Genomic DNA, 21,547 nt, shown 5'->3' on the forward strand with positions numbered 1-21,547 from the left:
AGGGGAGCGGGCGATGACCGCGCAGCCGGTGCTGGACTTCCACGTACGCCTGGCGCCCCGGCCCGGGGCGCGGGAGCGGCTGCTCGCCGCGCTGCGCGAGTGCGGGCTGGCGCGGGCGGTGGTGTGCGCGGGCGGCACCATCGACCTGGACCGGCTGTCCCGCCAGCTCGTCACCGGCGGCCATGTCGAAACCGACGCCGACAACGACGCGGTGGCGGCGGCCTGCGCCGGCACCGACGGCCGGCTGGTGCCGTTCTTCTTCGCCAACCCGCACCGGCCGGCCGAGGCGTACCGGGCCCGCGCCGCCGAGTTCCGCGGCCTGGAAATCTCACCCGCCGTGCACGGCGTCGCCCTGACCGACCCGCGGGTCGCCGACCTGGTGGCCGTGGCGGCGGAGTTCGACCATCCGGTGTACGTGGTCTGCCTGGACCGCCCCGGCGCGGGCGTGGCCGACCTGGTCGGCCTGAGCCGCCGGTTCCCGCAGGTGAGCTTCGTGCTCGGGCACAGCGGCATCGGCAACATCGACCTCTACGCCCTGACCCTGATCCAGGACGAGCCGAACATCGCGCTGGAGACCTCCGGCGGCTACACCTGCGTGGCCGAGGCGGCGCTGCGCCGCCTCGGCGACGACCGGGTGGTGTTCGGCTCCGAGTACCCGCTGCAGCACCCGGCCGTGGAGCTGGCCAAGTTCCAGGCGTTGCGACTGCCGCCGGAGCAGTGGCGGCGCGTCGCCTGGGACAACGCGCATCGACTGCTAGGAGAGGAGAAGCGGTGAGCGAGCCAAGTTCGGGCCTGCCCCGGCTCGGCCAGTGGCACGGCCTCGAGGACCTGCGGCGCCTCCAGGAGAAGCAACTGGCGGAGACGTTCACCTGGGCGGCCCGGTCGCCGTTCTACCGGGCGCGGCTGACGTCCGGCGCCCCGCCGGTGACGCCGGCCGACCTGGCCGACCTGCCGCTGACCACCAAGCAGGACCTGCGGGACAACTACCCCTTCGGCATGCTCGCCGTGCCCCGCGAACGGCTGGCGACCTACCACGAGTCGAGCGGGACCGCCGGGAAGCCCACGCCCTCCTACTACACCGCGGAGGACTGGACCGACCTGGCGGAGCGCTTCGCCCGCAAGTGGATCGGCATGTCCGCCGACGACGTCTTCCTGGTCCGCACGCCGTACGCGCTGCTGCTGACCGGGCATCTCGCCCACGCCGCCGCCCGGCTGCGCGGAGCCACTGTGGTGCCCGGCGACAACCGGTCGCTCGCGATGCCGTACGCCCGGGTGGTCCGGGTGATGCACGACCTGGACGTCACGCTCACCTGGTCGGTGCCGACGGAATGCCTGATCTGGGCCGCCGCGGCGATCGCGGCCGGGCACCGGCCCGACATCGACTTCCCGGCGCTGCGCGCGCTGTTCGTCGGCGGCGAGCCGATGACCGACGCCCGCCGGCGGCGGATCAGCCGCCTGTGGGGGGTGCCGGTCATCGAGGAGTACGGCTCGACGGAGACCGGCAGCCTGGCCGGGGAGTGCCCCGAGGGCCGCCTGCACCTGTGGGCCGACCGGGCGCTGTTCGAGGTGTACGACCCGGGCACCGGGACCGTCCGCGCGGACGGCGACGGCCAGCTCGTGGTCACGCCGCTGTTCCGGGAGGCGATGCCGCTGCTGCGGTACAACCTCGAGGACAACGTGTCGGTCTCCTACGACGACTGCGGATGCGGCTGGAAGCTGCCCACCGTGCGGGTGCTCGGCCGGTCGGCGTTCGGCTACCGGGTCGGCGGCACCACGATCACCCAGCACCAGCTGGAGGAGCTGGTCTTCTCCCTGCCGGAGATGTACCGGGTGATGTTCTGGCGGGCCAAGGCGGAACCGGCGCTGCTGCGGGTCGAGATCGAGGTGGCCGCCGCGCACCGCGTCGCCGCCGAGGCGGAGCTGACCGCCGCGATCCGGGCCGCCTTCGGCGTGGACAGCGAGGTCACCGGCCTGGCGCCGGGAACCCTGATCCCGCTCGACGCGCTGACCAGCATGCCGGACGTGGTGAAGCCACGCAGCCTGTTCGGTCCGGACGAGGACTGGAGCAAAGCGCTCCTCTACTACTGAGGGAACCGACATGTCGCAGATGAGGGTCGCCGTGGCCGGCGCCGGCATCGCCGGGCTCGCCTTCGCCGCCGCCCTGCGTCGGGCCGGGATCGACTGCCACGTGTACGAGCAGGCCGAGCAGCTCATGGAGGTGGGCGCGGGCGTGCAGGTGGCGCCGAACGCCACCCGGCTGCTGCACCGGCTGGGCCTGCGTGACCGCCTGCGTACGGTGGCGGTCGCGCCGCAGGCCATCGAGATGCGCCGCTGGGACGACGGCACGTTGCTGCAACGCACCCCGCTGGGCAGCGCGTGCGGACGCCGCTTCGGCGCGCCGTACTACGTGGTGCACCGCGCGGACCTGCACAGCAGCCTGCTGTCGCTGGTGCCGCCGGACCGGGTGCACCTGGGCGCCCGCCTCACCGCCGTGACGCAGACCGCCGACGAGGCGTACCTGCACCTGTCCAACGGCACCACGGTCGCGGCGGATCTCGTCGTGGGCGCCGATGGCATCCACTCGGTCGCGCGGGAGCAGATCGTGGCGGACCGGCCGCGCTTCTCCGGGCAGTCCATCTACCGCGGGCTGGTGCCGGCCGAGCGGGTGCCGTTCCTGCTCACCGAACCCCGGGTGCAGTTGTGGTTCGGGCCGGACCAGCACTGCGTCTGCTACCCGGTGTCCGCCGGCCGGCAGGTGAGCTTCGGCGCGACCGTGCCCGCCACCGACTGGCGGCAGGAGTCGTGGTCGGGCCGGGGCGACGTGGCGCAGCTCGCGGCCGCGTACGCGGGCTGGCACCCGGACGTCACCCGGCTGATCGCCGCGGCCGACCGGGTCGGCCGGTGGGCGCTGCACGACCGGGACAGCATCGACCGGCTCAGCGCGGGACGGGTGACCCTGATCGGCGACGCCGCCCACCCGATGCTGCCGTTCCAGGCGCAGGGCGCGAACCAGGCCGTCGAGGACGCGGTGGTGCTCGCGGTCTGCCTGGCCGGCGTGGAACCGGCGGGCCTGGGCGCCGCGCTGCGCCGCTACGAACGGATCCGCCTGCCCCGGACCACCCGGATCCAGCGGCAGTCCCGGGCCAACGCCGAGATGTTCCACCTGGCCGACGGCGCCGACCAGCGCCGCCGGGACGTCGCCGCACAGTCCTCGTCCGGCCTGGACCGCCACGAATGGCTCTTCGGGTACGACGCCGAGAAAGCCACCACGACCAGCGGGAGCGCCTGATGGAACTGACCGGAATCGAGTCGAGGGTCGCCCTGGTCACCGGCGCGGCGCAGGGCATCGGCGCCGCCGTGGCCGGTGTGCTGGCCGGGGCGGGCGCGCAGGTCGCGGCAGTGGACCGCAACGCCGAGGCGCTGACCACAGTCGTGACGAAGCTCGCCGCCGAGGGGGACTCGGCGCGCGCCTACTGCGTCGACGTGTGCGACAGCGAGGCGGTGGACGCGCTGGTGCGCCGCGTCGAGGACGAGATGGGGCCGGTCGCCATCCTGGTCAACGCCGCCGGCGTGCTGCACACCGGACCGGTCGTCGAGCTGTCGGACCGGCAGTGGCGCCGGACCTTCTCGGTGAACGCCGACGGCGTGTTCCACGTGTCCCGGGCGGTGGCGCGGCGGATGGTGGACCGCCGTCGTGGCGCGATCGTCACAGTGGCGTCGAACGCCGCCGGGGTGCCGCGTACCGAGATGGCCGCGTACGCCGCCTCCAAGGCCGCGTCCGCGCAGTTCACCCGCTGCCTGGGGCTGGAGCTGTCCGCCTACGGCATCCGGTGCAACGTGGTCTCGCCCGGCTCCACCGACACCCCCATGCTGCGGGCCATGCTCGGCGAGGGCGCCGACGCGAGCGCGGTGATCGAGGGCACGCCGGGCGCGTACCGCGTCGGCATCCCGCTGCGCAAGCTGGCCCAGCCGCGCGACGTGGCCGAGGCGGTCGCCTATCTGGTGTCCGACCAGGCGGGCCACGTGACCATGCACGACCTGTACGTCGACGGCGGCGCGGCCCTGCACGTGTGACGCCCTCGCACGCAAACCGGAGGCGAGAACCGATGGCCATGACCCCGATCGCGCCGTACCGCATGCCCGGCGACGGCGACCTGCCCGGCACCACGCTGCCCTGGCGTCCGCACCCGGACCGGGCCGCCGTGCTGGTGCACGACCTGCAGCGCTACTTCCTGCGCCCGTTCGCGGCCGGGGAGTCACCGCTGGCCGAGCTGCTCCCCAACGTCGCGAAGCTGCTCGCCACTGCGCGGGCGGCCGGCGTGCCGGTGCTGTACACCGCGCAGCCCGGCGGCATGAGCCGGCAGGACCGCGGGTTGCTGCACGACCTGTGGGGCCCCGGCATGAGCAGCGCCGAGGACGACCGGGGCATCGTCGACGACGTCGCCCCGCAGCCGGGCGACACGGTGCTGACCAAGTGGCGCTACAGCGCGTTCTTCCGCAGCGACCTGGAGGAGCGACTGCGCGGCGCGGGACGGGACCAGCTCGTGGTGTGCGGCGTGTACGCGCACATGGGGTGCCTGATCACCGCCTGCGACGCGTTCAGCCGCGACATCGAGGCGTTCCTGGTGGCGGACGCGCTGGCCGACCTGTCGCGCGAGGACCACCTGATGGCGCTGCGCTACGCCGCGGACCGCTGCGCGGTGCCGTTGTGGACGGCGGACGTGCTGGACGGGCTGGCGGGCGCCGCCGGCGCGGCACGTCCGGATCAGAGCAGCACCCAACGATGAGGAGAGCATCGATGTCGGATCGGACCCGGGTCGTGGTCGTCGGCGGTACCTCGGGGATCGGGCTGCACTTCGCCCGGTCCTGCGCCGAACGCGGAGACGACGTGGTGATCACCGGCCGTTCGGCGGACCGGACCAAGACCGTCGCGGACGAGATCGGCGGCCGGACCCGGGGGCTCGCGCTCGACCTGGCCGAGCCGGAGACGATCGCGGACGCGCTCGCCGACGTGCCGCACGTCGACCGGCTCGTGGTCGCGGCGCTGGACCGCGACTACAACACCGTCCGCGCGTACCGGCCGGGCGACGCGGCGCGGCTGCTGACCGTGAAGCTGGTCGGCTACACGGCGGTCCTGCACGCCCTCGCCCCGCGGATGACCGACGAGAGCGCCGTCGTGCTGCTCGGCGGCCTGGCCAGCCACCGGCCGTATCCCGGCTCCACCACCGTCACCACCGCCAACGGCGGGATCAGCGCGCTGGTGCGGACCCTGGCCGTGGAACTCTCGCCGATCCGGGTCAACGCCCTGCACCCGAGCATCGTCTCCGACACGCCGTTCTGGAGCGACAAGCCCGCCGCGCGGGAGGCCGCCGCGACCCGCGCGCTCAGCCGGCGGCCGGTCACCATGCAGGACTGCACCGAGGCGATCGACTTCCTGCTGACGAACCGTTCGATAAACGGGGTCAACCTGAACATCGACGGCGGGGACGTGCTCATCTGACGCCGGAGGCGATCCGCCACGGCCCCCACCACCCGGTCGCGCCCTGCCCGTGCTCCCGCTGCTCGCGGGAGTACCGGGCCAGGTCGCGGGCGGAGAACAGCGCCATGCCGGCGTGGAATCCGGTCACCGGCACCGGGACCCGCGCCCAGTAGGCGAGCCGGCCGTCGACGTGGAACTCCACCTCCGACGTCGGCGCCCGGTAGGTGATGGCGTATCCGTGCGCCCGGCCCGGCTCCGTCGGCACGTCCAGGACCACCCGGTGGATGTAGTGCTCGTGCGGCTGGGTCACGCCGGGCAGCGCCAGGCGCTCGACCGTCGCGTACACGGTGTCGTTCGTCGCGGCGGCGTTGAACACGACGCCGGTCTCCAGGTCGAACAGCGCCACCGTGCCGAACGCGTCCAGCAGGTCGTGCGGGATCTGCCGGTACGTCCGCACGCCCATCTCCACCTCGACGGTCAGCGCGCCCTCCGCCGGCACGGCGAAGCGCCGCACCGACCGGTACATCTGCTTGGCGTTGTTCTGCCGGGGGTCGGTGTCGTGAAAGCGGGTGAACGGGTCGACGGTCAGCTCCAGCCGCCCGTCGCCGGTACGGACGCGCGCGTTGCGGTCCTGGTACCTGTGGGTCCGGCCGTCCGCGCCGGCGATCGACATGATCGCCCAGCGGGCGGGGTCCAGCTCGCGGCTGGTGAAGTCGTCGTACGTCCACGCGCTGGTTCTCAGTGCCGACGTCATGCAGTCACCATCGGACGCCGGCCGGGCGCGGACATCACCCGTTCACGCGGTTCGGCCCGGAGCCGGCACGCCAATGCGCCGCCCACGCCCGGAAATCCCGTGATTAAGCCATGCCGGAGCGTGAGCGGTCGCCGAGACTGACGCCGCACCCATCTCCGCATCGTCTGCGACGTTCTCACCAGGGGGAGAGAGCAATGGACACGGCAGCTCCGGCAACGGACGGCGGTCGCTACCTCGCCGTCCATCACAGCGCAGAGTTCAGGGAACTACGGCGACGATCGAGCACGTTCACGCTCTGGGCCAGCGTCGCCTTCTTCGGATGGTGGTTCCTCGGCAGCCTGCTCGCCACCTACGCGCCGGACTTCTTCCGGGAGAAGGTGGCCGGCCCGGTCAACGTGGGCCTGCTCTTCGTCTTCCTGTCGTTCGCCTTCGTGGTGACGCTCGCCGCCTTCTACCTGCGTTACGCCCGCACGCGTCTCGATCCGCTGAGCGAGAAGATCCGTGCCGAGCTGGAAGGAGCGTCCCGATGAGCGTCGTCCTCGCCGACCCGCCGCCCCCGGTCGACAACACGTGGGCGACGCCCGCGATCGCTGTCCCGGTCACCATCGTCCTCGCGCTCGCGGTGCTCTACCTTGTCCGGTCGGCGCGCGCCAGCACCACCACCGCTGACGGCTTCCTGCTGGCCGACCGGCGGATCGGGCCGGTGCAGAACGCGCTGGCGGTGGCATCCGCGCCGCTGATGTACTCGACGATGTACATCATCACCGGCCACATCGCGCTCAGCGGCTACGACGCGATCCTGCTGATGACCGCGTTCACGATGGGCACCATGCTCGCGCTGTTCCTCTTCGCCGGGCCGGTGCGCAACGTGGGCGGCTACACGCTCGGTGACCTGCTCGCGGTGCGTACCCGGGAACGGCCGGCGCGGATGGCCTCGGCGGTGCTGACGCTGCTGACGTACGTCATGCTGACGGTGATCATGATGGCCGCCATCGCGTTCATCTTCAACCGCTGGTTCGGCGTCGACGCCCTCGTCGGCCTGGTCCTCCCGGTGTTCGTGGTCGGATTGATCACCGTCGGGTACGTGTACCTCGGCGGGATGCTCGGGGTCACCCGCATCCTGGTGTTCAAGCTGGTGCTGTCGGTGGTCGTGGTGGGCGTGCTGACCGCCTGGGTGCTGGCCCGCTTCGACCTGAACCTGTTCAGCCTGCTGGAGCGGGCCGAGGCCAACGCGGCGCCGGTGCCCAGCGGCAGCGACCTGCTCGGCCCGGGCCGGCTGTTCGGCGAGGGCGCGACGACGCTCGTGCACCTGTCGAAGCTGTTCGCCATCGCGGTCGGGGTAGCGGCGATCCCGTTCCTGTTCATGCGCAACTTCGCGGTGACCAGCGGGCGGGACGCGCGCCGGTCCACCGGGTGGGCGTCGATGATCATCGTCGGGTTCTACCTGTGCCTGTCCGTCGTCGGGCTGGGCGCGGTCGCGATCCTCGGCCGGGACAACATCGGCGTCATCAAGGCCCACCGCGACATCAGCTTCCCCAAGCTCGCCGACGAGCTGGGTGGGCCGGTGATGGTCGGCTCGCTCGCCGGCGTCGCGGTCCTGACGATCGTCGGGGTCTTCGCGCCGCTGCTGCACAGCGCCGTGACGACGGTGACCAAGGACCTGAACGTGCTCCGTGGGCGGCGGCTCGACCCGGTCGCCGAGCTGCGCGACATCAAGCGCAACACCCTGATCATCGGCGTCGGCTCCGTCCTGCTGGCGGTCGTGATGCTGCCGGTACGGACCCACATCTTCATCCCGACCTCGATCGACGTGGCCGGCGCGGTGGTCCTGCCGATCGTCGTCTACGCGTTGTTCTGGCGCCGCTTCAACACCCGCGGCCTGCAGTGGACGGTCTACGGCGGCCTCGCGCTCACCGCGTTCCTGGTGCTGTTCTCCAACGGCGTCTCGGGTGAGCCGGACGCCATCTTCCCGGACCTCAACTTCAAGTTCGTGGACGTCGAGCCCGCGCTGATCACGGTGCCGGTCGGCTTCCTGCTCGGCTTCCTCGGCTCGATCACCAGCCGGGAGCGCGACGACGCCGCGTTCGCCGAGATGCAGGTCCGGTCCCTCACCGGAGCGCTCGTCACGGCACCGGCGCGGCCGGCCGCCGTGGACGACGAGGACCGCGACGGCCGCCAGGACCGGGCGCCCAGCCCGGTCAGCTGAACATCCGCAACGGTGTGGGGCGGCCCCCTCCGCCGCCCCACACCCCCCTCGGGAGGCAACTGTGGATCCGGTACCGGTTCTGGTCGTGGGCGCGGGCCCGGTCGGCATGGTCACCGCGCTGGCGCTCGCCCGTCACGGCGTCGCCTGCGTCCTCGTCGATCAGGGCTTCGAGACGTCCGTCCATCCCAAGCTGGACTACGTCAACGCCCGCAGCATGGAGTTCCTCCGGCAGTTCGGCCTCGCCGGCGACGTCCGTGCCGCCGGCGTCGCGCCCGAGCACCGGGCCGACGTCATCTGGTCGACCGGCCTGGCCGGTGAACCGATCACCAGGTGGGGCCTGCCCTCGGTGGCGCAGGAGTGGCGCCGCATCGCCGAGCACAACGACGGCACCCAGCCGGCCGAGCCCGGCCAGCGGATCTCCCAGATCGACCTGGAACCGGTCCTGCGGGCCCGCTGCCGGCGGGAGCCCCTGGTCGACCTGCGCCTCGGCGTGCGGTTCGACTCGCTGACCCAGGACGACGCGGGCGTCACCAGCGTCCTCGCCGACGACAACGGCGACGAGGTCCGGGTGCGGTCGGAGTACGTCGTCGGCTGCGACGGCGCGTCGAGCCAGGTCCGCCGGGCCGTCGGCATCGGCGAGGAGGGCTTCGACGTGCCCGGCCTGCCGGGCGCCTTCATGGTGCACTTCACCAGCCGGGACCTGGACAGCCTGCACCGGCACGGCCGGTTCTGGCACTACTTCGCGTTCCGGTACGTGATCATCGCGCAGGACGAGGTGGACACCTGGACCGCGCACGTCAACGGCGTCGACCCGAACGAGTTCGACGAGCCGCCGGCCGACCCGGAGGCGTTCCTGCTCGACACGATCGGCGCCGAGCTGCGGATCGACAAGGTGCTGCTCACCTCGCGCTGGCGTCCCGGCTTCATGCTTGCCGACCGGTACCGCGCCGGGCGGGTGCTCCTCGCCGGTGACTCGGCGCACCGGATGTTCCCCACCGGCGCGTACGGCATGAACACCGGCATCGGCGACGCCGTCGACGTGGCCTGGAAGCTCGCCGCGGTACTCCGGGGCTTCGGCGGCCCCGCGCTGCTCGACAGCTACGACGCCGAACGTCGCCCGGTGGGGCGGCGCAACATGCACACCTCGCACCGGCACCTCGGCGTGCACCTGCGGGCGGGGGAGCTGCTGCGCGGCGGCGCCCCGCTGCCGTCCGTCGCGGCCTTCCTCGACGCCGAGCGGGGCGAGAACGAGTACCGGGGGATCGAACTCGGCTACCGCTACTCCGGCTCGCCGGTGCTCTGGCCGGAGGGCCCGGGGGAACCCCCGGACGACCCGCGGGCGTACGCCCCGACGACCTGGCCCGGCGCCCGCCCGCCCAGCCTCCTGCTGAGCGACGGGCAGCAGATCTTCGACCGGTTCGATCCGGCCTCGTTCACCCTCGTGGACTTCACCGGTGACGGCGCCGCCGATCCGCTGCTGGCGGCGGCGGCCGCGCGGGGGCTGCCGGTCACCCACACCGTGGTGGCCGACCCCCGTGCCCGCGAGCTGTGGGAACGCGACCTCGTCCTGCTGCGGCCGGACCACCACGTCGCCTGGCGGGGAAACACCGTGCCGCCGGACCCCGACGCCGTGGTCCAGCGCGTAAGCGGTGGCGGATAGGCGCGACGTGCCGTCACCGGCGGCCGGGTCACGCGCACACGCGACCGGCCGGTCCGGCTGACTCTCGACTGGAGGACAGATGCAGCAATCCGGTTCAACGGCGGAACGCAGCCCACTCGGGCGTTGGGAGGGCATGCCGGCGGTCCAGCAACCGGACTGGCAGGACCACCCGGCGTACGCGGAGACCTGTCAGGCGTTGGCCTCGGCCCCGCCGCTGGTCCCGCCCGGGGAGGTACGGGGGTTCCGGCAGGCGTTGTCGGAGCTGGTGTCGACCGACGGGCTCCTGCTGCAGTTGGGCGACTGCGCGGAGAGCCTCTACGAGTGCACCCCCCGGCATACGTCGGACAAGATCGAGGTCATCGACCGGCTGGGGGACCGGCTCAGTGAGCTCACCGGGCAGAACGTGCTGCGGGTGGGCCGGATGGCCGGGCAGTTCGCCAAGCCCCGGTCGCAGGCGACGGAGTGGCACGACGCGCTGAGCATCCCGTCCTTCCGCGGCCACATGATCAATTCCGAGCTGGCCGCGCCCGGCACACGCAAGGCCGACCCGCGCCGCATGTGGTGGGCGTACGAGGCGAGCGAGCGGGTGCAGCGGGTCCTGCGCGCCCACCGGGAGGGCAACCGGCGTGCCGTGCGGACCGAGGGGCCCTGGTCGAGCCACGAGGCCCTGGTCGTCGACTACGAGTCCCGCCTGATCCGCCGGGATCCGGACACGGACGAGCACTACCTGGCGTCGACCCACCTGCCGTGGGTGGGGGAGCGGACCCGCCGGTCCGCCGAGGCGCACGTGGCGATGCTGTCCACAGTGGTGAACCCGGTCGGCTGCAAGATCGGGCCGGACGCCGACCCGGACGACGTCCTGCGGGTGTGCGAGGCGCTCGACCCGCGCCGCGAACCGGGCCGTCTCGTGCTGATCCCGCGGATGGGCCGGGACCGGATCCGGGAGTCCCTGCCCCCGATCGTCCGCGCGGTGGTGAACGCGGGGCACCCCGTGCTCTGGCTGAGCGATCCCATGCACGGCAACACCGTCAAGGCCTCGGTCGGCCTGAAGACGCGCCACCTCGCCGACGTGGTCACCGAGGCGCTGCTGTTCCGCGACATCCTCGACCAGCAGCGGCAGCACGCCGCCGGGCTGCACATCGAGGTCGCCGCCACCGACGTGACCGAGTGCGTCGGCGGTTCGGTGGCCGGCGAGGAGGACCTGCCGCGGCACTACACCTCGCTGTGCGACCCGCGGCTCAACCCGGGCCAGGCCACCGAGCTGATCGAGGCGTGGGCCAAGGACACCGCGACGGTCGGGCCGGCACCGCGGCGCCCCGGCCCTTCGGCGCGGCCGGAGGCCGCCGCCTGACGTCGCCGGTCTTCGCGGCGACCGTTTCCGAACTGCGGGAAAATTGACAGAAGGAGACCTGCCGGAGCAAATTCGGCCAGGCTAGTCGTGCCGCAGTTCGTCGTCCACTACTTGCGTGGGTAGTGTCAACTACCCGTGCCGGGACCGCTGGTGGTGTTGCTCAGCAGGAATCCCATCGCAATGATGTCTGGGAAGGTGTAATCCTTCGATCGGTGACGCGCGCACCTCATCCTATCCGCACTGAATCCTGTCTCAGCTGAAGCGAGTGTTTCCAATGTGGGGCAGCTCAAACACGCTGGAAGTGAAGGGCAACGACGAGAGATTTCCCCTGCCCGATGCAGCTACGGAGGATCGGTCTGTGCTTGGCGAGACGGTTCCGGTTTCCGCGCTGCTGCCCGGTGACTCCCCGCGGTTGGCGGGCGAGAACGTCGAGCACATCCGGCTGCTGGCCGCGATGCGCGACCTCCCGCCGATCCTCGTGCAGCGCGGCACGATGCGGGTGATCGACGGCATGCACCGGCTGCGGGCCGCCAAGCTGCGCGGCGACGAGACCGTGCGGGTGACGTTCTTCGACGGCGACGACGCCGAGGCGTTCCTGCTCTCCGTCGACGCCAACATCAAACACGGGCTGCCGTTGTCCCGCGCCGACCGGGAGGCCGCCGCCACCCGCATCCTGCGGTTGTTTCCGCAGTGGTCGGATCGCGCCGTCGCCGCGGCCGCCGGCCTGTCGCCGACCACGGCGAGCGGCATCCGGCGCCGCCTGCTGCAACCGGCGGCGCGGGAGGGCAGCCGGGTGGGACGGGACGGGCGGGTGCGCCCGCTGGACGGCTCGGCGGGCCGGCGGCGGGCCAGCGCGGTCATCGCGCTCCGGCCGGACGCGCCCCTGCGTGCCATCGCGAAGGAGGCCGGGGTGTCGGTGGGCACGGCGCGCGACGTGCGCGCCCGGTTGCAGGCCGGCCGGGACCCCGTCCTGGCCCCGCAGCGACCGGCGGCCGAGCCCGAGCCGGCCGCCGACGACGGGCCGGAGGCGCGCCGGCGCCGGCCCGGTCAGCCCTCCGCGCCGCCCGTCGACTGGCCGGCGGTACGGGGCAACCTGATCCGGGACCCCGCGGTGAAGTACGCCGAGGTGGGCCGGGCCTTCGTCCGCTGGGCCGACGGGCACGTGGTGGAGCCGGCCGCCTTGCGCGAGTTCGTCGACGCCGTGCCGCCGTACTGGCGCAAATCGGTGGCCGAGCTGGCCCGTTCGTGCGCCGGCGCCTGGCTGGCGTTCGCCCAGGAACTGGAGGACCGGGCGTGAAATTGGCGACCGGCATATTTACGGTGGTTGCCGACAGCGCGTCGAATTCCACTGTCGCGGCCACTACCCGATCGAGTAGTGGACCGGCTTGAATAACGCGCGTTAATGTTCCTTCGATCCGCTGCCCTCATTTTTCGGTGAGCACATTTCTGCGGCGGTCCAATGGAGAGGAGAATTCCCGGTGAACATTCTGAGGCGGCCGCGGAAACGGCATCTCGGGGGTGTCGCGGCCGTCGCCGCGGCGATCGCCCTGGTGGCGTCGCTGACAAACGGTGTGGCGGCTGCCCCGCAGGCGCCGACCTTCGACCTCGACAACGGGAACGCCCTGACCGACGTCATCTACCCGGCCCTCAACACCGAGCCGCGGGTCGAGTACAGCGGCCGGCCCGGGTCCTGGGCCGCGGACCGCGCCATGCTCATCGAACTGCCGTGGTTCGACGCCCTGGCGGCGTACCACCCCACCGCCGTCGGCATCTTCTCCACCATCGGCCGCCGTCCCGCCGAGGAGCACACGACGCGCAACAAGAACATCGCCGTCATCTACTCGGCCTACACCTCGCTCAGCAAGCTCTACCCGCAGCACGAGGCGACCTGGCAGCGGATGATGGCCACCGCGGGCCTGGACCCGGCCGTCACCACGGAGGACCGGACCACCGCCAGCGGCATCGGCATCCTCGCCGCGAAGAACGCGATGGCGGTGCGCCGCAACGACGGCACGAACCGCGACGGCGACGAGGGCGGCCGTCGCTACAACCGTGAGCCGTACGCCGACTACACCGGCTACCGGCCGGTCAACAGCCCGTACGAGCTGCGCTTCCCGTCGCGCTGGCAGCCGAACACCATCTCCAAGCGCGAGGTCGTCCTGACGCAGGAGTTCGCGACGCCCCAGTTCGGCCGGGCCAAGCCGATCACCTTCGAGCGGCCCGAGCAGTTCCGGGTCACCCCGCCGCCGAACCACCACCTCCTGAACCCGAAGGGCTACCGGAAGCAGGCCGACGAGGTGCTGCGCGCCTCGGCGGGCCTGGACGACCACAAGAAGATGGCCGCGGAGATCTTCAGCGACAACATCACGCCGTACGGCGCGATCGCGCACACCCTCCTGCGGGGCCGGTACAACACCGAGGACTCCGTCCGGTTCATCGTGATGACGGACGTCGCCGGGTTCGACGTGGCGATCGCGTCCTGGTACCACATGCGCAAGTACGACTCGGTGCAGCCGTTCAGCGCGATCCGCCACCTGTACCCGAACAAGAAGCTGACCGCGTGGGGCGGCCCGGGCCGGGGCACCGTCAACGACATCACCGGCAAGGAGTGGCGCAGCTACCTCAGCTCGGTCGCCATCGCCGCCCCGGAGTACCCGTCGGTCAACGCGGCGGTCTGCGTCGCCTACGCCCAGGTCGCGCGCCGGTTCACCGGCACGGACAAGCTGACCGTCGTGATCCCGATCCGCAAGGGCTCCTCGATCGTGGAGCCGGGTGTGACCCCGGCCGCCGACATGATGCTCACCTGGAACAGCTACTCGGAGTGGGCCGCCGAGTGCGGGCAGAGCCGGGTCTGGGCCGGCGAGAACTTCCCCGCCTCGGTGGCGGCCGCCGACCAGTACGCGCCGCAGATCGGCGACCGTGCGTTCGATTTCGTCCAGAGCAAGCTGAACGGGCACTGACCCCTCGCGTACCGGTTCACGCTGCCGGCCGCGCCCACGGGCGCGGCCGGCAGTACGCGTTCCGGCCCCCTCGCAAGATGGCTTGCATAGCAAGGTATCTTGCGAAGCATGGACGGCGCACGTGAGCGGATCACCACGAACATCCGCAAGGGCGTGCTGGAGTACTGCGTGCTCGCGCTGCTCTCGCGGCGCGACATGTACGGCCTGGAGCTGGCCGACTGGCTCGCCGTCCGCGGGCTGACCGCGAGCGAGGGCAGCCTGTATCCGCTGCTCGCCCGCATGCGGCAGGCCGGCTCCGTGCAGACCCGGTGGGTGGCCCCCGAGCAGGGGCACGCCCGGCGGTACTACGCGATCACCGACCAGGGGCGGGCGCACCTGCGGGTGTTCGCGGCGGTGTGGCGGGAGATCCAGCCGCACGTGGACGATCTGATGGGGGAGGAAGCATGAGCGACGACGGCCTCCCGGAGGCGGCGTGGACCTACCTGCGCGAGCTGGACGCGGAGTTGTCGGACGTCCCGTCCGGCACGGCGGAGGAGATCGTCGCGGATGTCCGCGCGCACATCGCCGACGCCCTGGACAGCGGACGGAGCATCGGCGAGATCCTCGCCGGCCTCGGCGGCGCGCCGGAAGTGGCCCGGGCGGCGCGGGAGGAACTGGGGCTGCCCGCCCAGGACCGCACGGACCGGGCCGGGCGGACCCTGTCCCTGGTCGCGGTGGCGGCCGGCGTGCTGATCGCCGTGTGCGTGAGCTTCCTGCTGCCGTCCACAGTGCCGGTGGAGCCGATCCAGGCCGACGCCGGCGAGCAGGGCGTCCTCCGCCGGCTGGGCCCGGGCATCGCACTGCTCACGCTGCTGCCGGCGCTCGTCGCGGCCGCGCCGCTCGTGGCGCCCGCCCGGGTACGCGCCGGGGTACGGTTCGCCGGCGCGGCGGTCCTGACCATGTTCGCCTGCGCGGCCGGTGAGACGGGCCTGTACTACTTCCCGCTCGCGCTGATGGCCTGGGCGGCGGCGATCGTGCCGTGGGCCGTGCGACGCGGAGCCGGTGGACGGTGGTGGCGCTACCTGACCGGTGGCGTCGTGGCGATGCCCGGCGTACTGGTGGCGGTCGCGTCGGCCGGCGAATCGGTCAGCGTCGGCTGGATGGGCGCGGCGCTGTGGATCGCCGGGCCGCTCGCGGCCGGCGCGCTGTGCGCCTACGGGATCCGGGCCGGGTACGCGGTGACCGCGCTGGCCGGCGCGCTGGTCATGGTCCTCGCGATGACCGAGCGCGGCTTCCTGTTCGCCGCGTTCTGGCTCTTCGGCGGGCTGTACCTGGCGCTCGGCGCCGGCGCGTACGCCGCGTCGCGGGCAACCGACGGCGAGCCCGCCGCGACGCCCGGCCCACCGGCCCGGCCGGAACCCGCGCCGGCCCCCGGAGGCTGACCCGGGGGCCGTGGTGCCGGCCGGCTAGGCCGCGACGGCCTGCGGATCGCCGGCGGCGTCGTGCGCGGCCATCGTCTCCTGCCGGGCGGGCTCCTCGCGCAGGATCGCGGCGTGCAGCCACGCGTCCGGGATGGCGAAGCCGTCCACGAGCGTGCGCATGTACGGGCGCAGCTCCTTGAGCAGCCCGTTCACCACGCTGGTGATGGTCTTCGAGCGGGCCGGGGTGAGCCGGCCGTGCTCCAGCAGCCAGCCCTTGTTCGCCTCGATCACGGTGAGCGCGTACAGGTCGCAGACCCGGGACAGCAGCTCCTTGACCGCCGGGTCGGCGGTGGCGTCGATCCCGGCGACGAACGCCTCCAGCGTCACCCGGTCGATGTGCGCGGCGGCGACGGCGAGGACGTGGTCCTGGACGTCGTTGAAGATGTCGAAGGGGCGGTCCTTCTTGCTGGACGCGCCACCGCGCAGGCGGCGTACCGCGCTGTCGAGCAGGTGCTCCTCGCGGTCCTCGAAGAGCTTGAGCTGCCAGCCCCGGTCGGTGACGGCGACCTCGTCGTCGCGGCCGGGCACGGCGCTGACCAGACGCGCGATCAGCGCCCGCGCGGCGGTGCGTTCCAGCACCATCTCGCGTACCTGCTCGGCGACGAAGGAGGCGCGTCCCCAGCCGTCGAGCGAGCCGAACTCGTCGCGGTAGCCGGTCAGCAGCCCCTTGGCGACCAGTTGCAGCAGCACCGTGTTGTCGCCCTCGAAGGTGGTGAAGACGTCGGTGTCGGCCTTGAGGCTGGGCAGGCGGTTCTCGGACAGGTAGCCGGCGCCGCCACACGCCTCCCGGCACATCTGGATGGTGCGGGTGGCGTGCCAGGTCTGCGCCGCCTTCAGACCGGCGGCCCGGGACTCCAGCTCCCGCTGCCGGTGCTCGTCGACCGGCCCGTCGCCGCCCTGGATGTCGTCGAGCGCCGCGACCAGCTCCGACTGGGCGAAGGTCAGCGCGTACGTGGTGGCCAGCGCGGGCAGCAGCTTGCGCTGGTGCGCCAGGTAGTCGTTGAGCAGCACCTCGCGGTCGCCGTCGGCGTCGCTGAACTGCCGGCGGATGTCGCCGTAGCGCACCGCGATGGCCAGCGCCGACTTGGTGGCCGCCGACGCGGCGCCGCCCACGCTCACCCGGCCCCGGACCAGGGTGCCCAGCATGGTGAAGAAGCGCCGGGAGTCGTTCTCGATCGGGCTGGAGTACGTGCCGTCCTCGGCGACCTGCGCGTACCGGTCCAGCAGCATGTTCCGCGGCACCCGCACGTGGTCGAAGCTGAGCCGCCCGTTGTCCACGCCGAGCAGGCCGGCCTTGGATCCGGCGTCACCGATGGTCACGCCGGGCATCGGCTTGCCGTGCTCGTCGCGGATCGGCACCAGCCAGGCGTGCACGCCGTGGCGGCGCCCGCCGGTGATCAGCTGCGCGAACACCACCGCCATCCGCCCGTCCCGGGCCGCGTTGCCGATGTAGTCCTTGCGCGCCGCCTCGTGCGGGGTGTGCAGGTCGAAGGTCTGCGTCTGCGGGTCGTACGTGCAGGTGGTGCGCAGCTGCTGCACGTCCGAGCCGTGGCCGGTCTCGGTCATCGCGAAGCAGCCGAAGAGCCGGCCGGCGACGATGTCCCGCAGGTAGGCGTCGTGGTGCCGCTTCGTGCCGAGGGCGGCGACCGCGCCGCCGAACAGGCCCCACTGCACGCCGGCCTTCACCATCAGTGACAGGTCCACCTGGGCCAGCATCTCGGTGGCGACGATCGAGGCGCCGACGTCGCCGCGGCCGCCGTACTCGGCGGGGAACCCGGAGGCGATGCCCAGCTCGACGGGGAGTTCGGACAGCAGCTGGGTGATGCGCTCGCGGGCCTGGTCGCCGGTCTCGCCGTACACCGGGAGGAAGCGTTCGTCGAGGTGTTCGCGGTGCGCCCGGCGGACCTCGGCCCACCGGCCGTCGAGCGTTTCCCGCAGGCGCGTGATGTCGATGCGGCCGGATGCGTGATCGAGCATTGTCACTCCTCGGGGCAGCGGACATTTACGTACACTCTCGGCCTGATCAACATTACCGGCGGTGATCGCGCCCCGCTGGCGGAGCGCGTGGTGAGCCCGGCCACCCCCGGCGGTGCGGCCACCCGCGAAGCTGAGGTTAGGCTGTCCTCACTTCCCAGCACTGGAGGCATCCCCTCGTGTCCCCGCTTCCCCCCGGCAGCGCCGTCACCGCCCGGCACGTGCTCCGCCAGGCGCTGCGCCGCCAGCGCCGCCCGGTGCTGATCGGCGTTAGCCTGCTCGGGCTGCACCAGGTCACCGAGGCGCTCGTGCCGGTGGCGATCGGCGTCATCATCGACCGGGCCGTGGTGACCGGCGACCCGTGGGCGCTCGCGTACTCCGTCGCCGGCCTCGCCGCCCTGTTCACCGTGCTGGCGTTCGCCTACCGCAACGGCGCCCGCCAGGCGTTCGCGGCCGTGGAACGGGAGGCGCACCTGCTGCGGGTGGAACTGGCCGAGCGCGCGCTCGACCCGCGCGGACACCGCTCCGGCCTGCGCGACGGCGAACTGCTCTCGGTCGCCGCCTCCGACGCCGAGCTCTCCGCGTACGTGGTCCGGGTGGCCGGCTTCGGCGTCGCCGCGGTGAGCGCGCTGACCGTCGCGGCGATCGCGCTGCTGGTCATCGACGTCCCGCTCGGACTCGGCGTGCTCATCGGCGTACCGGTGCTGGTCCTGGCGCTGCAACGGATGGCGCCGCTGCTGTCCCGGCGCAGCGCCTCCCAGCAGGAGGCCCTCGCGGAGACCACGGCGCTCGCCGTGGACCTCGTCTCCGGCCTGCGCGTGCTGCGCGGCATCGGCGCCCAGCACCACGCCGCCGGCCGGTACGCCGAGGCCAGCCGGCGCGCCCTCGCCGTGACGCTGCGCGCCGCCAACACCAAGGGCCTGCACCTCGGGCTCACCACCGCCGCGAACGGCCTCTTCCTCGCCGCCGTCGCCGGGGTCGCCGGCTGGCTCGCCCTGCGCGGCCGGCTCACCATCGGCGAACTGGTCACAGTGGTCGGCCTCGCGCAGTTCGTCGCCGAACCGGTGCAGACGCTGGGCTGGTGCGTGCAACTGTTCGCGATGGCCCGCGCCTCCGCCGCCCGGGTCGCGCGCGTGCTCGGCGCCGAGCCGCTGACCCGGCCGGGCGACGCGCCCCGGCCGGAGAGCACGGACGGGCCGCGGCTCGTCCTCGACCACGTCGGGCACGCCGCGCTGGACGGGGTGTGCCTGCGCGTCGACCCGGGGGAGATCGTCGGCGTACTGGCGTACGACCCGGCCGACGCGGACGCGCTGGTGGCGCTGCTGTCCGGACGGGTGCCCGCGGACCTGCGCCGGGGCACGGTACGCGTCGACGGCGTACCCGCCGACGACCTGGACGTCGACGCGCTGCGCGGCGCCGTGCTGGTCGAGCCGCACGACGTGACGCTGTTCGAGGGCACAGTGGCCGCCAACCTCGCCGCCGGGAGCAGGACCGAGGAGGGGCGCCTGCGCGCCGCGGTCCGGGCGGCCGCGGCGGACGACGTGGTGGACGCGCACCCCGGCGGCCTCGGCCACCGGCTCGTCGAGCGGGGCGCCAACCTTTCCGGCGGGCAACGACAGCGGCTCGGGCTGGCGCGGGCCCTGCACGCCGACCCGCCGGTGCTGGTGCTGCACGACCCCACCACCGCCGTGGACGCGGCCACCGAGGCCCAGCTCGCCGACGGACTGGCCGGCGCGCGCCGCGAAGCGCCCCGGGGCACGCTGCTGGTCACCAGCAGCCCCGCCCTGCTGCGGATCACCGACCGGGTGGTGGTGATCGCCGACGGCCGGGTGGCCGCCGAAGGGCCGCACGAACACCTGCTGGCCACCGACGCCCGCTACCGCGAGGAGACACTGCGGTGACCGCTGACCCGCGTACCGCCGAACCCGCCCGGGCGTTGCTGCCCACCGCGACCGCCCGGCGGACCTGGACGACGCTCGGCGCGGAGTTCCGGCGGCGGCCCGGCCTCAGCGCCGCCGCGACCGCCGTGCTCGTCGCCGCCGCCACCGGCGGGCTGGTCGCCCCCTGGGTGCTCGGCCGCCTCGTCGACGACGTCATCGCCGACGCCCCGGTCTCCCGGATCGCCGGCCGGGTGGCGGTGATCGCCGCCGCGGCCGTGCTCACCGGACTGCTCACCGCAGCCGGGGCCGCGCTCGCGTCCCGCCTGGGGGAGACCGTGCTGGCCCGGCTGCGCGAGCGGGTCCTCGACCGGGCGCTGCACCTGCCCTCGGCGACGCTGGAACGGGCCGGCACCGGCGACCTGCTGGCCCGGGTGGGCGACGACGTGGCGGTGGTGACGAACGTGATCGCGGTCAGCGGCCCGGCGTTCGTCGGCGCGCTGCTGTCCGTGGTGCTGACGGTGTTCGGGCTGGTCGCGCTCGACTGGCGGCTCGGCCTCGCCGGACTGGTCGCCGCGCCCGCCTACGCGCTGGCGCTGCGCTGGTACCTGCGCCGGTCGATGCCGTACTACGCCCGCGAGCGCGTCGCCACCGGCGAGCGGACGCAGGCGATGGCCGGCGCGCTGCGCGGCGCGGCCACCGTGCGCGCGTACCGGACCGAGGACGCGCACGTGACGGCGATCGCCGAGCGCTCGGGCGTGGCCCGCGACCTGTCACTGGAGATCTTCAACCTGCACACCCGCTTCGGGCTGCGGATCAACAGGTCGGAGTTCCTCGGCCTGGCCGCGGTGCTCGTCGCCGGCTTCTTCCTGGTCCGCGCCGACCTGGTGACGGTGGGCGCGGCGACCACCGCCGCGCTCTACTTCCACCGCCTGTTCAACCCGATCGGCCTGCTGCTGATGGAGTCCGACTCGGTGCTCCAGGCCGGCGCGAGCCTCGCCCGGCTGGTCGGCGTGGCCACGCTGCCCGACACCGCCCCGTCCGGCCCGGCACCCGCGCGGGCCGGGCGGCGCGGCCCGGCGGCGCTGCACGTCACGGTCCGCCGGCACCGCTACGACGACGACGGCCCGCTGGTCCTGGCCGACGTCGAGCTGCGCCTGGCGCCGGGCGAGCGGGTCGCGCTCGTGGGTGCCAGCGGCGCGGGCAAGAGCACGCTCGCCGGCATCGCCGCCGGGATCATCGCGCCCACCGACGGGTCGGTACGCCTGGGCGGCGTGCCGCTGACCGAGCGGGGCGAGCACGCCGTCCGGCGCGACATCGCGCTGGTCAGCCAGGAGGTGCACGTCTTCGCCGGACCGCTCGCCGAGGACCTGCGCCTGGCCGCCCCGGACGCCACCGACGCCGAACTGCTCGACGCGTTGGACCGGGTCGGCGCGACCACCTGGCTGCGCGCGCTGCCGGACGGGCTGGCCACAGCTGTCGGCGAGGGCGGCCACCGGCTCACCGCGGCGCAGGCCCAGCAGGTCGCCCTGGCCCGGCTGGTGCTGGCCGCGCCCGCCGTCGCCGTGCTGGACGAGGCCACCGCCGAGGCCGGCAGCGCCGGCGCCCGCGACCTGGACCGGGCGGCGCTGGCCGCGACCGAGGGACTGACCACGCTGATCGTGGCCCACCGGCTCAGCCAGGCGGTCGCCGCCGACCGGATCGTCCTGCTCGACCACGGGCGCATCGTGGAGCAGGGCACGCACTCGGAACTGCTCGCCGCCGACGGCCGGTACGGGCGTCTCTGGCGCTCCTGGAGCGTCCCGGTATGATCGCGCACCGCCCAT

Annotated in this window: 18 protein-coding genes; 16 read left to right on the top strand and 2 right to left on the bottom strand. The window is 73.3% G+C overall.

Annotated elements, in window-relative coordinates; all coding sequences use genetic code 11:
- The first annotated feature begins 13 nt into the window (after positions 1–13).
- Genes ACSDG8_RS28750 through ACSDG8_RS28775 form a run of 6 tightly spaced genes read left to right on the top strand, consistent with a single transcriptional unit; the run spans position 14 to position 5,500 of the window.
- Positions 14–775 (top strand): amidohydrolase family protein, encoded by a 762-nt coding sequence (locus tag ACSDG8_RS28750; protein WP_210892107.1) that lies wholly within the window; start codon positions 14–16, stop codon positions 773–775.
- Positions 772–2,088: a phenylacetate--CoA ligase family protein gene (locus ACSDG8_RS28755; protein WP_307856098.1), complete on the top strand. Its 1,317-nt coding sequence runs from the start codon at positions 772–774 to the stop codon at positions 2,086–2,088. The genes ACSDG8_RS28750 and ACSDG8_RS28755 overlap by 4 nt, the downstream gene beginning before the upstream one ends.
- 10 nt (positions 2,089–2,098) lie before the next feature.
- Positions 2,099–3,289, top strand: a complete 1,191-nt coding sequence (locus ACSDG8_RS28760; protein WP_210892109.1) for an FAD-dependent monooxygenase — start codon at positions 2,099–2,101, stop codon at positions 3,287–3,289.
- On the top strand, positions 3,289–4,074 hold the full coding sequence (locus ACSDG8_RS28765; protein ID WP_210892111.1) for a 2,3-dihydro-2,3-dihydroxybenzoate dehydrogenase: 786 nt from the start codon (positions 3,289–3,291) through the stop codon (positions 4,072–4,074). The genes ACSDG8_RS28760 and ACSDG8_RS28765 overlap by 1 nt, the downstream gene beginning before the upstream one ends.
- A 32-nt stretch (positions 4,075–4,106) precedes the next feature.
- Positions 4,107–4,787: an isochorismatase family protein gene (locus tag ACSDG8_RS28770; protein WP_210892113.1), complete on the top strand. Its 681-nt coding sequence runs from the start codon at positions 4,107–4,109 to the stop codon at positions 4,785–4,787.
- Positions 4,788–4,798: 11 nt separating this feature from the next.
- Positions 4,799–5,500, top strand: coding sequence for an SDR family oxidoreductase (locus ACSDG8_RS28775; RefSeq protein ID WP_210892115.1), 702 nt, complete (start codon positions 4,799–4,801; stop codon positions 5,498–5,500).
- On the opposite strand, the gene ACSDG8_RS28780 is transcribed toward ACSDG8_RS28775, so the two are convergent.
- Positions 5,493–6,233, bottom strand: a complete 741-nt coding sequence (locus ACSDG8_RS28780; protein ID WP_210892117.1) for a DUF6081 family protein — start codon at positions 6,231–6,233, stop codon at positions 5,493–5,495. The two genes, ACSDG8_RS28775 and ACSDG8_RS28780, sit on opposite strands and share 8 nt — an antisense overlap.
- Positions 6,234–6,427: 194 nt before the next feature.
- Here ACSDG8_RS28780 and ACSDG8_RS28785 point away from each other — a divergent pair, with 194 nt between their 5' ends.
- The 8 genes from ACSDG8_RS28785 to ACSDG8_RS28820 all read left to right on the top strand — a co-directional run bounded on the left by ACSDG8_RS28785 (position 6,428) and on the right by ACSDG8_RS28820 (position 15,831).
- A complete protein-coding gene (locus tag ACSDG8_RS28785) occupies positions 6,428–6,763 on the top strand; it encodes a DUF485 domain-containing protein (RefSeq protein WP_210892119.1) in 336 nt (111 codons plus the stop codon).
- Positions 6,760–8,439 (top strand): solute symporter family protein, encoded by a 1,680-nt coding sequence (locus tag ACSDG8_RS28790; protein ID WP_439427420.1) that lies wholly within the window; start codon positions 6,760–6,762, stop codon positions 8,437–8,439. Before ACSDG8_RS28785 ends, ACSDG8_RS28790 begins: the two co-directional genes overlap by 4 nt.
- Before the next feature lie 61 nt (positions 8,440–8,500).
- Positions 8,501–10,099 (top strand): FAD-dependent monooxygenase, encoded by a 1,599-nt coding sequence (locus ACSDG8_RS28795; RefSeq protein ID WP_210892123.1) that lies wholly within the window; start codon positions 8,501–8,503, stop codon positions 10,097–10,099.
- 133 nt (positions 10,100–10,232) lie between these two features.
- Positions 10,233–11,450, top strand: coding sequence for a 3-deoxy-7-phosphoheptulonate synthase (locus tag ACSDG8_RS28800; protein WP_210892125.1), 1,218 nt, complete (start codon positions 10,233–10,235; stop codon positions 11,448–11,450).
- Between the two features lie 358 nt (positions 11,451–11,808).
- On the top strand, positions 11,809–12,747 hold the full coding sequence (locus tag ACSDG8_RS28805; RefSeq protein ID WP_439427421.1) for a ParB/RepB/Spo0J family partition protein: 939 nt from the start codon (positions 11,809–11,811) through the stop codon (positions 12,745–12,747).
- Positions 12,748–12,928: 181 nt separating this feature from the next.
- The gene (locus ACSDG8_RS28810; RefSeq protein WP_210942390.1) at positions 12,929–14,410 is read left to right on the top strand and encodes a vanadium-dependent haloperoxidase; all 1,482 of its coding nucleotides are present in this window, start codon (positions 12,929–12,931) and stop codon (positions 14,408–14,410) included.
- A gap of 108 nt (positions 14,411–14,518) precedes the next feature.
- Positions 14,519–14,857 (top strand): PadR family transcriptional regulator, encoded by a 339-nt coding sequence (locus ACSDG8_RS28815; protein ID WP_210892131.1) that lies wholly within the window; start codon positions 14,519–14,521, stop codon positions 14,855–14,857.
- The gene (locus ACSDG8_RS28820; RefSeq protein WP_210892133.1) at positions 14,854–15,831 is read left to right on the top strand and encodes an HAAS signaling domain-containing protein; all 978 of its coding nucleotides are present in this window, start codon (positions 14,854–14,856) and stop codon (positions 15,829–15,831) included. Before ACSDG8_RS28815 ends, ACSDG8_RS28820 begins: the two co-directional genes overlap by 4 nt.
- Positions 15,832–15,855: 24 nt before the next feature.
- Here ACSDG8_RS28820 and ACSDG8_RS28825 read toward each other — a convergent pair whose 3' ends face one another.
- On the bottom strand, positions 15,856–17,847 hold the full coding sequence (locus ACSDG8_RS28825) for an acyl-CoA dehydrogenase family protein (protein WP_210892135.1): 1,992 nt from the start codon (positions 17,845–17,847) through the stop codon (positions 15,856–15,858).
- 176 nt (positions 17,848–18,023) lie between these two features.
- On the opposite strand from ACSDG8_RS28825, the gene ACSDG8_RS28830 reads away from it, so the two are divergent.
- Positions 18,024–19,745, top strand: a complete 1,722-nt coding sequence (locus tag ACSDG8_RS28830; protein ID WP_210892137.1) for an ABC transporter ATP-binding protein — start codon at positions 18,024–18,026, stop codon at positions 19,743–19,745.
- Complete coding sequence (locus ACSDG8_RS28835; protein ID WP_210892139.1) at positions 19,742–21,532, top strand: ABC transporter ATP-binding protein; 1,791 nt, start codon at positions 19,742–19,744, stop codon at positions 21,530–21,532. Before ACSDG8_RS28830 ends, ACSDG8_RS28835 begins: the two co-directional genes overlap by 4 nt.
- The last annotated feature ends 15 nt before the right edge of the window (positions 21,533–21,547 follow it).

Source organism: Micromonospora sp. LA-10, from assembly GCF_051853095.1.
Classification (GTDB): domain Bacteria; phylum Actinomycetota; class Actinomycetes; order Mycobacteriales; family Micromonosporaceae; genus Micromonospora; species Micromonospora echinospora_A.